Here is a 14,018-nt window from a genome sequence, read left to right as displayed (position 1 = left end):
ATGTGAGGAAAGCAAATATGGAGATACAAATGACTATTAGTTTATGGCAACTTATAAGTGGTTTTATTGTTCTTGTCTCTGGTTTTGCAACCAATACTTTTATGACTAAACAGAATGTAACAAAAATTAAAAGAATAGAAGATACCTTTAAAAATGTAATTACCGAGGATAAGGCTAGAAAAATATTTGTTGCTAAAGAATTATATGTAAATCAGATGAAGCATATTGATAACTCTTTAGCAGATCTAAAAAAACAGAATGATTCCATTTTAGAGTTGTTAAGAAAATGAAGCTCTCAGAAATACTAAGAAAACTAAACAATATAGTTCAAATTGGAACTATATCTCAAACAAAAAGCAAAGATGGTAAAGCCTTAGCTAGAGTAATACTTGATGAAGATGGAGATGAAAAAAGAGTAACTGCATTTTTACCAGTTATCTCTCTAGCTAACTCATTTGCTAGGATTTTTATACCTTTAAGAGTTAATGAGCAGGTTTTAGTTTTAAGTCCTTTTGGTAATGCAAATCGTGGTTTTATACTTCGCTCCATTTTTAATAGAGGCTGTAAAGAGCCAAGTGAAGCAAATGAGAATACTGCTGTAATTGAATTTAAAGATGGTACTAAACTCACATATGACACTAAAGCAAACGTATTAAAAATAGATGCAGTAAAAACTATTAATATATTTTGTGTTGATGCGAATATAAAAGCAACTACTGTTTATGTGAAAGCAGATAACACAACCATAGAATCAACAACACTTGTAAAAGGAACTCTAACAGTAACGGATTTATTTAGTGCTAATGGCGGTATGAAAGTTCAACCATCAGCTGATGGAGCTGTAGCTGCTGAATTTAATTGTGATATTAAAACAAAAAAGAAAATATTTGATGAAAAAGGAAATGTGACTGATCATTCTCACTCTTGTAGTGATGGTGCTACAGCACAGCCAAGATGATGAAAAGCATATATTTAAACTCAAGCTCAAATACAAAGTTTTTTAGTGCTTCTGAACAAGAAAGTTTCAATAGGATACTTTCAACAAATCTAGGTTCACGAGTTGTGAGACCTTATTTTGGAAGTGAGCTTTACACGCTGATTGATGGGAATATGGATGATGAGTGGAGATTAAAGTTTAAAAAATTTACTTTAGAAGCTTTTTATGATGAAAATCATATTCCTTGGGATAAAAGACTAAATCCAAGTGGAGTAAATATAACAAAACTTAATGCAACTAAAAATGAAGTTTATACCAGTATAGATTTTGACAAATATAGTGTTGAAACATTAATGGGAGGTTTCTAATGGAGTTAAAAGAATTGATTACAAACCTACCTGAACCTACGATATTTACAACTATAAGTATAGAAGAAATTATACAAGAAAATGTTGATTTGATGAAGAGCATTAATCCTGAGTGGATTCCAATTGAGAGTGATGCCAACATGATGCAAATTGAAGCATTTTCTTATAAAGAGATGTTTCTTAGAAATATGTTTAATCAAGCAATAAAAGAGATGTTACCTCATTATAGTTCAAAAGAGAATTTAGATAATTTTGTTTTTGGATTTTATGGTGGTGAACTTAGACTTGAGGGCGCTGAGCCTAAAGCTACATATAAGTTTGAACTAGAGAGTGTTTTAAGTGTAGATATTATAATTCCAAAAGGACTGGAACTTAGTGATGTGAAAAATCAAAGTTCGTACGTTGATGAAAATATAACTATATTAGCAGGAGAGTTAGAAGCAACTGGTAAAGTTCAACTTAACTTAAAAGTTAAAAGCTCTAGCATTAAAACAGAAATAGTTATATCACCGTTTCCTTACATTCTAACACCAAAAGCTTTGGAAAATTTTAGTGGTGGTAGTGATGTTGAAAGTGATGAGGATTTTTTCAAAAGAGCTATTTTATCTCTTAATAGGTACTCAACTGCTGGAGGAAAAGATGCTTATAAGTTTTTTGCTTACAGTTCTGATGAGAGAGTATTTGATGTAGAAGTTATTTCACCAGAGCCCATGAAAGTAGATGTAATAGTTTTAGCTCATAAGAATAAAAGTGAAGTAGTAGCTAATGTAAACACTGCATTAACTGGAGAGAGTAAAGTTCAAGCTTTTTGTGACGAGGTAACTGTAAAAGCTGCTAAATCTAAAGAGGTAACACTTAGTGCAACTATAGATCTTTTTGATCTATTAAAGCAAAAAGAAATCATAACTCTTATAAATAAAAATTTTAATAATAAATTTAAAATAGGTGAGAGTTTGCCATATAGCTCAATAATATCAAAAATGCACATAAGTGGTGTATATAAAGTAGTTCTTGGTACCAATACCGATATATCTGTTTTAGCAGATGAATATATAGATATAACTGCTATTAATATAAGTGTTCAAGAGGCAAATTTATGAGCATAATTCCTCTAAGAGAAAATAAAGAACAAAGAGATGTAGAAAAAGTTGGAGAAATTACTTTATCAAAATTTAATGTAAAAAAAGTGAGTGTAAATCCTCTTGAGTGTGACATATTATTACTAGAACATTTAGCTTTAAGCCTTGATATAAATATTGCTGGTCTTGATGAAAATGAAGCAAGAACATACCTTCAAAACGCAAGAGAAATTAAAAAATATATAGGTACATCTTATGCAGTCAAAAAAGCTTCTGAAGCAATATATGGTAAAGACATAAAAGTAGAACCTTGGAATAAACATAGTGGAGTACCCGGTACTTATAAAATAATAATTGAAGCAAATAAAAAACCAGTGACTGAGGCTAACTTAAATAAAACTATAAGACTTATAGATTATGCAAAAAGAGTTAGTACCCACTTAAGTGGCATAACTATAAATATGAAAAGCAGTGGGTTGATGAGTAATGCTTGTACTACACAAAGTAGTGAGGATGTAACCATACTACCACAAGTGATAGAAGATATAAATATGAGTTTAAAAGAGAATATAGCACTTACTTTTTACATGATAGAAAGCATAGTGCTAAAACCAAAAGGAGCTTAAAATATGCAGTATTTAACACTATTGACGCAAGTAGGTGCTAACAAAATAGCAACTGCAACAGCTAATAAAACAACTATAAAATTAACACAAATTGCCATAGGTGATGGTAATGGAACTGTGCCTATGCCAAACGCAAATCAAACTACTTTAGTAAATGAGGTTTATAGAACAGATTTGAATGATCTAAAAGTAGATGAAAATAATGCTAACTGGATAGTAGCAGTTGGATATATACCATCGAACGAGGGAAACTTTTGGGTAAGAGAAGTTGGTATATATGATGCGGATGGAGATTTAATTGCAGTTGGAAACTATCCTGAAACGTTTAAGCCAGTAATGGCAGATAATGTCGCAAAGGATATATTTATCAAAATGATTTTTGAAGTATCTAGTGTTGATTCAGTTACTCTGCAAATAGATCCATCAATCGTTTTAGCAACTCGTGAATTTGTCAATGAGGGATTAAATACTAGACAACCAAACTTAATAAGTGGAACAAATATAAAAACTGTTAATGGTGGCAGTTTACTTGGTGGTGGAAATTTAATTATAGAAGGAGTCCTTACAGGATTTGTTCTACCTTTTTCTAGTGCTAGTGTGCCAAATGGCTTTTTAGAATGTAACGGGGCCTTAATCTCAAGAACTGCTTATGCAAAATTATTTGCTGTAATAGGAGAGGTTTATGGTGTAGGAGATGGCTTAACTACTTTCAAAATTCCTGATTTAAGAGGTGAATTTATTAGAGGTTGGGATAATGGAAGAGGTGTTGATATAGGTAGAGATATAGGTACAACGCAAAGAGACCAATTTCAAGGACATACAATAGGAAATTCGCAAGGCGGTATAAAATCTCAAGCTGATAGCGACGGCGGAATTTATGATACAACCAGAACACTTAACGGAACTTTATTAACGATTATATCTGATGGTATTAATGGAGAACCAAGAACTGGAGCAGAAACACGACCAAGAAACATCGCGATTATGCATTGTATTAAATATTAAGGATATATAAAATGAAAATATATAATTATGATAAAAAAACACAAGAGTTTTTATCTCAAACAAATGCAAGTGCAAATCCTCTTGAAAAAGGAAAGTATTTAATTCCATCAAATGCAACTATAGAAAAAATTATTGCTAGTAAAGATGGTTTTACAATTTGTTTTAATATTGAATTAAATAAGTGGGAACATGTAGAAGACAACAGAGGTAAAACTGCTTATTCAACTCTTAATAAACAAGCACTAGAAATTAATTATTTAGGAGCAATTAAGGAGGGTTTTACTCTGTTAAAACCAAAAGAGTTTGATAAATGGGATGGATTAATTTGGACGGAGAATCTAGTTTTAAAAAAAGAGAAAGAATTAGAAAAAACAAAACAAAACAAAAATTTACTAATTTCTAAAAGCACATCAGAAGTGCATACTATTCTTTACGATACAGATGAAAAAAGCATGGACAGAATGAACCGTATAGTATCACTTGCAAATGCAGAATATAACTATAGAGTATCAGTCGGTGAAACTCCTGCTAGTGCTTATGAAGTTACTTATAAAACTCAAACTATTGATTGGACTGGAGCTGACAATAAATCACATAAAGTTATGGTTGAAAGTATAGTTCAGGCATTACGAGCTGGAATGATAAACATGGGGGAGATTTGGCATGGCAACTAATATGAAATCACACTTTAAACAAGAAACACTTCTAATAGAACTTCCAATCGAGGGAGAAATTCGAACTCTCCAGCAAACGCTTACTTATTACTCTGAAATATTAGATGAAGAGATAGTTGTAGAAGTTGGATTTAAAACTGATTTAGGTTCTATTCCTCAGATATTCCAAAACATCATTCCTAAAGATGGAAAAGCTTCATTTCCTTTTATAATTCACGACAAAATGTATAGAGAGGGAAAACATCCACAAGATATTTGTGATGATGTCTTAAAAGAATCATGTAACGTTACAAGTGTTTGGTGGTGGAGAAGAGTTGGGATTAGAGAGGGTTTAAGAATAGGTGGGCATGTAGCTTATAACAATTATAGAAAAAATGACAAAAAGGAAATTAGATGAAGAAAATATTTTTAATGGTAATTATTGCCTTGATTGGGTTTAGTGGTTGTGCCACTGATGGGGTTTATGATGTAGGTAAAGCAGTTTACAAAGGCAGTAAAGAAGTAGTCAAACAAAATAAAGACTTGATAAGTGAAAAAACTATGGAATCACTTAAAAATGTAGATAGAGTTGCCACTGGTTACGACATGTTAAGAGGTGCCGTCACAAAAAAAACAGCTATGGAAAAATACAATGCAAAAGTAGACGCAGTCACAGATGAATTTATGATTGAATGGGAAGCGTACCTAAAAGCAAAAAAGCCTTTAACTGTAGATATAAATTCTACAAAAACCGAATAGATTTTTATTGTACGTGGTAAAACAGAGTAAAAAGGAGACCAAGTGAGTATTAAAAGAGGTATCGTAACAGAAATAAAAAGTGATAGTGCTAGACCCATAAGTGTCACATCAACACTACCCATAGCTCTTGTTGTAACAAGTAATATACAAGCTGGACTTTACTATTTTGATAGTCCTAAAGCAGCCATTGAAAGTGATCTTATAAAAGCACATACTACAGGGAATATGATTAAGTATCTTAACGTAGGAGTTGATCAGTTTCCTTGCATTGTTCCAACTATCCTAAGTGTAGCAAATGAGGGTACTGATGATGCAGCAACTAAAACAAATATCATCAATGCTACAAATGCTTTAAAAAGTGCTGCAGGAAGTATAAATCTTGCAAGTTCCACACAGAGTGCTATTGGTTTTAAGCCTGATATTATAACAGTTGCTGATCATGCCATAGGAGATACAGATATAGCAAATGCAGTTATCTCTGTTTGTAACTCTTTAAAAGCAAGAACTTTTATAGATTTGGATGCAAATGACAATGGTGATGCTATTACAAGAAGAGAAGCATTTGGAAGTGATAGAGTTACTCTAGTAAAAACATCTTTGGGACTCTGGAACACAACTGAGTCTAAAACAGATTATTATGACAGTGGTGTAATATTAGCTTGGCTTAGAGTATATGTAGATGGCGAGGGTAAAACTGGTTATTCCAAATCTATATCAAATAGAGTCTTGCCTGTTAGTAGTGTAAAATCTCCAAGTGAATTTTATGCTGGAGCTTTAGATGAGACTGATCCACTAACAGAAAAACAGATTACTAGTTTTATCTCGTATAAGGGAATTAGAACTTGGGAGTATGCTACAACTGATGCTGATCCTATTTGGCAAGATGCAAGAAGAGTTAGAATCTTTGATTTAGCAGCAGCTGCTGTTTTAGAAGGAATATTTTGGGCAGTTGATAAAGACTTGGCTGCTTTAAGTGCTGCTAAAAAATCTTTAAGAGGTTTTATGAATGGTCTTATTGGAGATGAAGTGATGCTTGGATTTAATATCTTTCTTGATATTAAACGCACAACACCTGAAAGGATTACTGCAGGTGAATTTTACTTTGTAATTGACTCTCAAGAAATGCCAAGCCCAAAGTTGATTTGCGTAACTTTCAATAGAGTTGATAGATATGCACCATTAGTTTATAAAATTATAGAGGAGGCATAGGATTATGAATAGAAGTGTAATAGCAGAAGTTAATGCTTTTATAAATGGTATAGGAAGCATAGGAATTGCTGAGAGTTTTACATCTCCAGCAATAAAACAAAAGAGACTAACTCAAAACACTGCTGTTGGAGAGAGAAGTGTTACTTATGGAGCTGTTGAAAGTTTAGATACAAGTATCACTTTTAAAGCTTTACCCACTGCAATATATGCAGAACTTGCAAAGTTAGATAATGCTGAAATTATTTTAAAAAAGGCAATAAAAACTGCAGATAAAACAGAGAGTTTAGAGTTTACATGTAAAGGTGCATTTGACCTTGAATATGGTGAAGCAAAAGCTGGAGAGTTTTTAGATGTAAAGATAACTCAAAAAGGGCTGAAGGTTTATACTCATGAAATCAACAACAAAGTTGTAGTAGATATTGATCATGAAAATTTGAAATGTGAAATTGCTGGTAAAGATCTACTGGCTGAAGTCAGAAACATAGTAGGGAGTTGAAAATGTCAAGAATTAATAAAAAAATTGTATTTGAAGAGCCAATTATAGTAGGTGGAAAAGAGTTAAGTGAAGTAACCATGAGAGTACCAAAAGCCAAAGATTTAAGAGCAGTTTCATATATAGAGGATCCAGTTATAAGAGATTATACGCTTGTATCAAATTTATGTTCACTTAATGCGTCAACTGAGGAGATGGATGAATTTGGAGCAAAAGAGTTGATGCAAATGCAAAAAGAGTTAAAAGCTTTTTTGTAATTTATCCTGAAGATATTATCAAAGTTACTTCCAAGATAGGTCATTGGCTGCATTTTGGAAGAAACGAACAATTAAATATGTATCTTCATGAATTAAAAGAGTATTTCAAAGAAGCTTTAGAGCTTGAAAAAGCCTATTTTATGCCAAGAAAGGAGAGCAGATGAGTACATTACTTACATTAGGAATTATACTTAGTGCCACTGATAAACTCTCTCCTATTCTTGCTTCATCTTCATCAAATCTTGATAAGCTTGATAGTAAAATAGGCTCTGTAAGTGCTAATATAACTAAACTTGGAACTGCTTCACTTGCACTTGGTTTGGCTATTACAGCCCCACTAAAAAGTGCACTAAATGATTATCAAAACTTAGCAGCAGCTCAAGGTGATATAGCGTCTTTAGGCATTGACGATAGTGGAATAAAAGCTATAACTAAAAGTGCAAGAGAGTTTTCAAACGAGTTCGCTGGTACTACTGCTCCTGAATTTATAAAAGCTTCATACGATATAAAAAGTGGTATATCTAGTCTTACTGATGAGGGTGTAGCTAAGTTTACAAAGCTATCAGCTTTAACTGCTTCCGCTACAAAATCTACTACTGGAGAAATGACTGAATTATTTGCATTAGGTTATGGTATTTTTAAAAATGCCAATGAAGATGATTTTGAATTTGGAGAGAGAATGTCCGCACAAATAGCCCGAGCAACACTAGCATTTAGAACTGATGGAGGTGATTTAACTTTGGGAATCTCTAATATAGGGGCTCAAGCTAAAAAAATGGGTGTATCGCTTAGTGAAGAATTATCAATAATTGGTAATGCAAAAGGTGCTTTTAAAACCGCAAGTGAAGCAGCAACTGGTTATCGTGCATTTTTGGATGGTGCAAGTTCAGCACAAGATAAACTAGGTCTTAGCTTCACTGATAGTGAAGGTAAAATGTTGCCCATGGTTCAGGTGTTACAAAAAATAAAAGATAAATATGGTGATGGGTTAGGTACTTTAGCTGCTCAAAAAGAGATTAAAGATGCTTTTGGATCTGGTGAGGCTGTAAAAATAGTAAATGCTTTAGTTGATAAAACTTATGATTTAACAAAATCTCAAAAAGAGTTAGAAAATGCCACGATGAATAATGTAAAAGCAATGGCAAAAGCTAGAAATAAAGGTAAAGAGTTTGTGATACTAGGTCAACAGATGAATAATGTATCTACTTTAATAGGTGGTGCATTTGCTCCTTTGGCACTCTCTCTTAGTGAAACTATTGGTGGGGTTGTAAAAAGTGTTTCAAGCTGGATGGAAGAGAATGAAGAGTTATCTTCTACTATATTTACAGGAATAGCGGTTATTGGTGGTCTTTTAACAGTTCTTGGTTCTGTAGGTGTTGTTGTTGGAGCAGTTGGTATGGCAATGCCTTTTTTATCTGGAGGTATTGGTTTGCTTACAGGTTCATTTGGGTTTTTAGGCACTGCCATAAAAGTTGTAAGCTCTGCATTTTTAACCAATCCAATAGGACTTGCAGTAACTGCAATAGCAACTGCAGCATATCTTATTTATGATAATTGGGAACCAATAAGTGAGTTCTTCATAAATCTATGGGATGGAATTGGTACAGCAGCTGAACCTGTACTAAACTGGCTTGAGTCAAAAATAGGAGCAGTTACAGAGATAATTAGTTCTATTAGTTCATTTTTTGGACTTGGTGGAGATATTAGTGCGACTGTAAAACCTGTTAGCTCTAAAGCAAATAACACAAGTATAGAAAACATACAAAAGGATGTTCTATCATCTAATATATCAAATTCTAATCAGCTTATTTATAACAATAATAGAAGTAATCAAGGTAGTTCAAAAGTGATTCACAATACACCTACTTATCATATAGTAGTTACTAGTCCTACAAATAATGTAGATGTAATAAAAGCTATAAAAGAGCATGAACATAATCAAAGGAATAGACAATATGAGGATGAATAAATGCTTGGGATGATAGGTAATTTTAAATTTCAAATGAATAAAACTCAGTTTGATACTATAAGTCATGAGGTAAATTATGACTGGAGCGAGAGCAAACGCATAGGCAATCATGCAAAACTTCAAGCTGTTGGGAAATCAAATGAAAGTTTTACATTTAGTGGCACTCTGATTTTAAAAAAAGTTGATAGCTTTAATAATCTAATAGAAATAGGAAATAAACAAGAACCAGTTGTTTTATCTTTTGTGAATGCAACTAGTATAAATGTAGTTATAGTAAATATAAAAAGAGATATGAGTATCTTTTTAAAAAGTGGTGAATTCATCAAACAGGGATTCACTATTACACTAAAAAGGTGGTACTCATGAAAGTAGTCGTAACAAGTAAACAAAGACTTGATGAGCTTATTTTCGCTCACTATGGTAGTTTAGAAAACTTGGAATTAGTTATTCAAGAAAATTCACACTTGAATGAAAAACTCTTTTTAGAAGCTGGAGATGAAGTGGAACTTAGTGAAGTAGAGGTACCTACAAAAGAAAAAACTACCCCAGCACTTTGGGATTGAAATGAAACCAATATTTAAACTCTTAGCCAATAACAAAGATGTAACAGACAACATTAATCTTAATAGTTCAAGCATTACCTTTAAAGATGAAGCTGGTGATCTAAGTGATGAGATAAGTTTAACTATAGAGGGAAGTTTCAAAAAACCAAAGTATGAGGATGAGCTAAAACTTTGGTTAGGTACCCAAGAGAATGGTCTCTTCTTTTGTGGAATATTTAAAGTACAAAGTTCTACTTACAAAGATGGGAATAGTAGGTGTATAGAAGTAAAAGCAACTGCAACTGATTTTTCTAAAAACTTGAAGATCAAAAGAAGTCTTAGTTATGAGAGTATATCTATAAAAAAGATAGTTCAAATGATAGCATTAAGACATGAGCTTGAAGTAGTAAGTGATTTTGAGGATATATTTGTTTTACATGTAGAGCAGACCAGTGAGAGTGATTTACACTTTTTAAAAAGATTAGCTGATGAGTATCATGCTCTTTTTTCAATAAAAAATCAAAAAATAGTTTTTAAAAAAAAGATAAAGGACAACAAAAAAAGCACCTCTTTACCAAGGTTCACTTTAGAAGTAAATGAAAATTCGACTATCAGTATTCAAAACATAAATAAAACTCTATATAACTCATGTAAAGCTCTATGGAGAGATACTAAAGAGAACAAACAAAAGAGTATAACAGTAGGTTTTGGTGAGCCTATAAAGGTTATAAAAGATAGTTTTGAAAATGAAGCTGATGCAAGACTAAAAGCAACTGCTTCGCTCCAAAAAGCAAATGCTGGTACAAAATTAGGCTCAATTAGTTCTTATGGTTTTGTTTTATATGCTGGAGGAATCTTAGACTTAAAAGGAACTATAGAAGATGATGGAGAGTATCTCATAAAAAGTGTTAATCATAAGCTTGATTCAAGCGGTTGGAATATAGATATAGAAATAGAAAACTAGACACAGCCACCTCTCCCAAGTTGACTGCAATAAAATTTTATCTAATAAATTACTTTTTCTTTAAAAAAGTGACTTTTTGGTACAAGGAAAAACAAATGCAGTCAACAAAGTTAAAAGCCCCATTTGGGTGGATAGGTGGCAAATCTAAACTTGCTAAGGATATCATTGATCTAATTCCTCAAAATCATACAACATATATAGAAGTTTTTGGAGGAGCACTTAGTGTACTTTATGCAAAAGAACCCTCAAAATTTGAAGTAGTAAATGACATAAACTCAGAGCTTATAAATCTTCATCGTTGCATTAGAACTAACCCTCAAACACTCTCTTATTATCTAAATCAATTACTCATATCAAGAGAATTATTTGATAATATCAAACGTAACAGGTTAAAACCAAGAAACAAAATTGAAGCAGCTGCTTTCTATTTGTATAGACTAACGCAATCATTTGGTAGCAAAGGTGACAACTTCGCTATGAGTGCCAAAAGTGGTAGAAAGCCAAAGGATATATATAAGTCATATGCAAAGTGGTCTAGAAGGCTTAAAGGTGTAACTATAGAAAACAAAAGTTTTGAAGAGCTAATAAAACTTTATGATAAACCAGACTCTTTTTTATATTTAGATCCTCCATATGTAAGTACAGAAAGTTATTATAAAAATACAGGGGGATTTGGAGTAAAAGAGCATGAGCTTTTAGCTGATCTATTATCTACATGTAAAGGTAAGTTTCTACTTAGTTATAACGATTGTGAACTTGTGAGAGAACTGTACAAAGGCTTTAATATTAGTACTACTAAGGAGATTGAATATACGCTTGGTAAGAATGTACATAAAAAGAATAAGAGTGTTAAAGAGGTGTTTATAACGAATTATTAGAGGCACTTTTCGTGCCTCATCAAATATAATTATTTTAAAAATTGAAAATATGTAAACTCATTAATACCTCTTGAAAGTATTTGTTTTTCTATATTATTTTTTAACAATAAAGAAGATACTTCAAAATGTGTTTTATATGGTAATAGTTTGTCAAAATCACCTATTTTTGCAACTCTAAAACCATTAAGCATTTTAAAATTTATTACTGCTTCAAAATTGTCTTTATACTTTGAGATAATAATAGAACTAGCACAATCAACTTTACTTGTAAAATATACTGGTGCTTTTGCACCTGTTTTTTTATTTGTTACAACCGATTCAAAATCACGATATGCTTTCTTATCTTCACAAAGATTAAATTTTGCTGTATATGGTAATTTGTCAATATAAAAAATTATTTTTTTATCATCTTTACCTTCTATATTTTCTGTATAAACTAACGTCTTAATAGCACTGTTTTTATTCCCAATAACATGTTTACTATTATCATATTTAATTAAATCTTTTTCAAGAATTTCTCTTTCTATATTGGCTTGTTTTGTTACACAACCTGTAAAAACTAACGATACTGCCACTAATGATAAAAATGTTTTTTTCACTTGCTTCCTTCTTATAAATTTTACGTAATATTATCATAAGTAAATATTTTTAACAAAATTATGATGAGTTTTACTATAAAATAACTCAATGTTTAAGGAGCAATAATATGAAAAAAGCCAATATTTATGATTATATAAAGGAAAATCCTAACGAGAAAAAGTTTTTAAAAAAAATATACATGGAATGTGGCAATTGTGACTACTTTGATTCAGAATATATTTATACAAATAAAAAATGCTATATACTTACTAGAGAATGCTATGCATATAAAAATATACCAAGTTCTATAAAGTAATGCTAAACTACAAAGACATAATAGAAAAACTAAAAAATATACTTTCTAAAGAGTTAGGAAATAAAAAAATATTTGATAAAGATATAGCTTTATCTCTTGGAATAGATTATGATAACTTTAGAAAACAAAAAACTAGGAATCACAGCATTCCATACTATGAGATTATGAGTTTTTTAGCTAAAAGAAATATATCTATAAACTGGTTCTTCTTCAACCAGTTACCAGAGTCTCTTATTGATTCAACTTCTAATTATATTATAGTTAAATATCAAAATAATATACTTGCATCAACAGGAGGAGGCTCTTTTAATTATGAGTGTGAACCAATACCTTTAATTATTGATAAAACTATTTTAGATCATATAAATAGCAGCTATAAATATACAGAGGTGTTAAAGAGTTTTGGTGAAAGTATGGAGCCTGATATAAGGGATGATAGTCTAGTATTTATAGATAAGAATCAAATAAATATCACAAAAGATGGAATATTTGCAATAAATACAAATAATGGTTTATTTTTAAAAAATATTGAGTTAAAAAATGATAAAATCATCCTGAAGTCTTCCAATAAGTTATACAAAGACATATATTTACATGTAAATGAGGTTCATATTATTGGTAGAGTTTGTGGAGTATTTTTAAAGGTTTAAAATGGAAGTAACAACGTTAAATATATTAAGTGTGATAGGTACTTGGATTGCAGCTATAGGCACTGTTGGAGCTGTAATTACATCTCTTTGGTTGGCTAGTAGCAATAATAGAGTAAAGTTAAAGATTAGTGCTGAAACAAATTCTCTTCTTTCTTCTAATGAGTCAGGGCATAAGGAAGTGTGCTTAATTCATATTGTAAATATAGGAACAAGACCAATAAAAATAAACAATATAGGGTGGACAATAGGTAAAGGAAAAAAGAAAATAACTTTACTTCAAAATACAAATGGCTCAACTATAGATAATGTACCAAAAACTATCTTGGAAAATGAAGATATAAATATCGATATATCTTTTATCGGTAACAAACTAAACTGGATTGAAAATATGGCAAAATTTGCCATGAAGCATGATATTGATACGTTACAAATAATTGCTACTACTAATATTAACAAAACATTTAAAGCTAAAGCAGGAAAAAGTATAATAAGTAGTATTCTTAAAAAGAAGAAAGAACTAGAAAACAAATAATTATTTTCTTTTAAAAAGTGAGTATATAAGGCTCTTTATCATTGGTTTTTATACACACTAACATTTCATAAGCAACTAATTAACATTTCATAAGCGTTTTGACACATAACTGAAAACCAAAAAGCAATAGAAAAAATCAAATGAGGAAATAAAATCAGAACTATACTAATGGTAAAAAACAAAGTAGCAAATGATATAATTT

Annotated in this window: 21 protein-coding genes; 20 read left to right on the top strand and 1 reads right to left on the bottom strand. The window is 31.2% G+C overall.

Annotation, left to right across the window (positions count from 1 at the left end; genetic code table 11):
• The first annotated feature begins 29 nt into the window (after positions 1-29).
• The 17 genes from QZZ48_RS03585 to QZZ48_RS03505 all read left to right on the top strand — a co-directional run bounded on the left by QZZ48_RS03585 (position 30) and on the right by QZZ48_RS03505 (position 11,739).
• A complete protein-coding gene (locus QZZ48_RS03585) occupies positions 30-290 on the top strand; it encodes a hypothetical protein (RefSeq protein WP_294962046.1) in 261 nt (86 codons plus the stop codon).
• The gene (locus QZZ48_RS03580; protein ID WP_294962044.1) at positions 287-958 is read left to right on the top strand and encodes a phage baseplate assembly protein V; all 672 of its coding nucleotides are present in this window, start codon (positions 287-289) and stop codon (positions 956-958) included. Before QZZ48_RS03585 ends, QZZ48_RS03580 begins: the two co-directional genes overlap by 4 nt.
• Positions 955-1,305 carry a baseplate assembly protein gene (locus tag QZZ48_RS03575; protein ID WP_294962042.1) on the top strand — a complete coding sequence of 117 codons (351 nt, stop codon included), beginning with the start codon at positions 955-957 and terminating at the stop codon, positions 1,303-1,305. The genes QZZ48_RS03580 and QZZ48_RS03575 overlap by 4 nt, the downstream gene beginning before the upstream one ends.
• A complete protein-coding gene (locus QZZ48_RS03570; RefSeq protein ID WP_294962040.1) occupies positions 1,305-2,405 on the top strand; it encodes a baseplate J/gp47 family protein in 1,101 nt (366 codons plus the stop codon). The genes QZZ48_RS03575 and QZZ48_RS03570 overlap by 1 nt, the downstream gene beginning before the upstream one ends.
• A complete protein-coding gene (locus tag QZZ48_RS03565) occupies positions 2,402-3,010 on the top strand; it encodes a phage tail protein (protein WP_294962038.1) in 609 nt (202 codons plus the stop codon). Before QZZ48_RS03570 ends, QZZ48_RS03565 begins: the two co-directional genes overlap by 4 nt.
• A 3-nt stretch (positions 3,011-3,013) precedes the next feature.
• Complete coding sequence (locus QZZ48_RS03560; RefSeq protein WP_294962036.1) at positions 3,014-4,015, top strand: phage tail protein; 1,002 nt, start codon at positions 3,014-3,016, stop codon at positions 4,013-4,015.
• 11 nt (positions 4,016-4,026) lie between these two features.
• Positions 4,027-4,689 (top strand): hypothetical protein, encoded by a 663-nt coding sequence (locus QZZ48_RS03555; RefSeq protein ID WP_294962034.1) that lies wholly within the window; start codon positions 4,027-4,029, stop codon positions 4,687-4,689.
• Positions 4,679-5,086, top strand: coding sequence for a DUF1353 domain-containing protein (locus QZZ48_RS03550; protein WP_294962032.1), 408 nt, complete (start codon positions 4,679-4,681; stop codon positions 5,084-5,086). The genes QZZ48_RS03555 and QZZ48_RS03550 overlap by 11 nt, the downstream gene beginning before the upstream one ends.
• A complete protein-coding gene (locus QZZ48_RS03545) occupies positions 5,083-5,427 on the top strand; it encodes a hypothetical protein (protein WP_294962030.1) in 345 nt (114 codons plus the stop codon). Before QZZ48_RS03550 ends, QZZ48_RS03545 begins: the two co-directional genes overlap by 4 nt.
• Before the next feature lie 42 nt (positions 5,428-5,469).
• Positions 5,470-6,636, top strand: coding sequence for a hypothetical protein (locus QZZ48_RS03540; RefSeq protein WP_294962028.1), 1,167 nt, complete (start codon positions 5,470-5,472; stop codon positions 6,634-6,636).
• A 4-nt stretch (positions 6,637-6,640) separates the two neighbouring features.
• Positions 6,641-7,132 carry a phage major tail tube protein gene (locus QZZ48_RS03535; RefSeq protein WP_294962025.1) on the top strand — a complete coding sequence of 164 codons (492 nt, stop codon included), beginning with the start codon at positions 6,641-6,643 and terminating at the stop codon, positions 7,130-7,132.
• Positions 7,133-7,134: 2 nt separating this feature from the next.
• Complete coding sequence (locus QZZ48_RS03530) at positions 7,135-7,386, top strand: phage tail assembly protein (RefSeq protein ID WP_294962023.1); 252 nt, start codon at positions 7,135-7,137, stop codon at positions 7,384-7,386.
• A gap of 160 nt (positions 7,387-7,546) precedes the next feature.
• Positions 7,547-9,355, top strand: coding sequence for a phage tail tape measure protein (locus tag QZZ48_RS03525; RefSeq protein WP_294962021.1), 1,809 nt, complete (start codon positions 7,547-7,549; stop codon positions 9,353-9,355).
• Positions 9,356-9,721 carry a phage tail protein gene (locus QZZ48_RS03520; RefSeq protein ID WP_294962019.1) on the top strand — a complete coding sequence of 122 codons (366 nt, stop codon included), beginning with the start codon at positions 9,356-9,358 and terminating at the stop codon, positions 9,719-9,721.
• Positions 9,718-9,918, top strand: coding sequence for a tail protein X (locus QZZ48_RS03515; protein WP_294962017.1), 201 nt, complete (start codon positions 9,718-9,720; stop codon positions 9,916-9,918). The genes QZZ48_RS03520 and QZZ48_RS03515 overlap by 4 nt, the downstream gene beginning before the upstream one ends.
• Before the next feature lies 1 nt (position 9,919).
• Positions 9,920-10,861: a contractile injection system protein, VgrG/Pvc8 family gene (locus QZZ48_RS03510; protein ID WP_294962015.1), complete on the top strand. Its 942-nt coding sequence runs from the start codon at positions 9,920-9,922 to the stop codon at positions 10,859-10,861.
• Between the two features lie 95 nt (positions 10,862-10,956).
• Positions 10,957-11,739 carry a DNA adenine methylase gene (locus QZZ48_RS03505; protein ID WP_294962013.1) on the top strand — a complete coding sequence of 261 codons (783 nt, stop codon included), beginning with the start codon at positions 10,957-10,959 and terminating at the stop codon, positions 11,737-11,739.
• 29 nt (positions 11,740-11,768) lie between these two features.
• Here the strand turns inward: QZZ48_RS03505 and QZZ48_RS03500 are convergent, their stop codons facing one another.
• Positions 11,769-12,338 carry a hypothetical protein gene (locus tag QZZ48_RS03500; RefSeq protein WP_294962011.1) on the bottom strand — a complete coding sequence of 190 codons (570 nt, stop codon included), beginning with the start codon at positions 12,336-12,338 and terminating at the stop codon, positions 11,769-11,771.
• Positions 12,339-12,445: 107 nt separating this feature from the next.
• Between QZZ48_RS03500 and QZZ48_RS03495 the strand changes: the two genes are divergently transcribed.
• Genes QZZ48_RS03495 through QZZ48_RS03485 form a run of 3 tightly spaced genes read left to right on the top strand, consistent with a single transcriptional unit; the run spans position 12,446 to position 13,816 of the window.
• Positions 12,446-12,634 carry a hypothetical protein gene (locus QZZ48_RS03495; RefSeq protein WP_294962009.1) on the top strand — a complete coding sequence of 63 codons (189 nt, stop codon included), beginning with the start codon at positions 12,446-12,448 and terminating at the stop codon, positions 12,632-12,634.
• Entirely contained in the window at positions 12,634-13,284 is a 651-nt protein-coding gene (locus QZZ48_RS03490; protein WP_294962007.1) for a S24 family peptidase, read from the top strand. The genes QZZ48_RS03495 and QZZ48_RS03490 overlap by 1 nt, the downstream gene beginning before the upstream one ends.
• A 1-nt stretch (position 13,285) precedes the next feature.
• A complete protein-coding gene (locus QZZ48_RS03485) occupies positions 13,286-13,816 on the top strand; it encodes a hypothetical protein (protein WP_294962005.1) in 531 nt (176 codons plus the stop codon).
• The last annotated feature ends 202 nt before the right edge of the window (positions 13,817-14,018 follow it).

This window comes from Sulfurimonas sp. (assembly GCF_016744025.1).
Lineage (GTDB): Bacteria > Campylobacterota > Campylobacteria > Campylobacterales > Sulfurimonadaceae > Sulfurimonas.
This window is presented reverse-complemented; position numbering and strand designations above follow the sequence as displayed.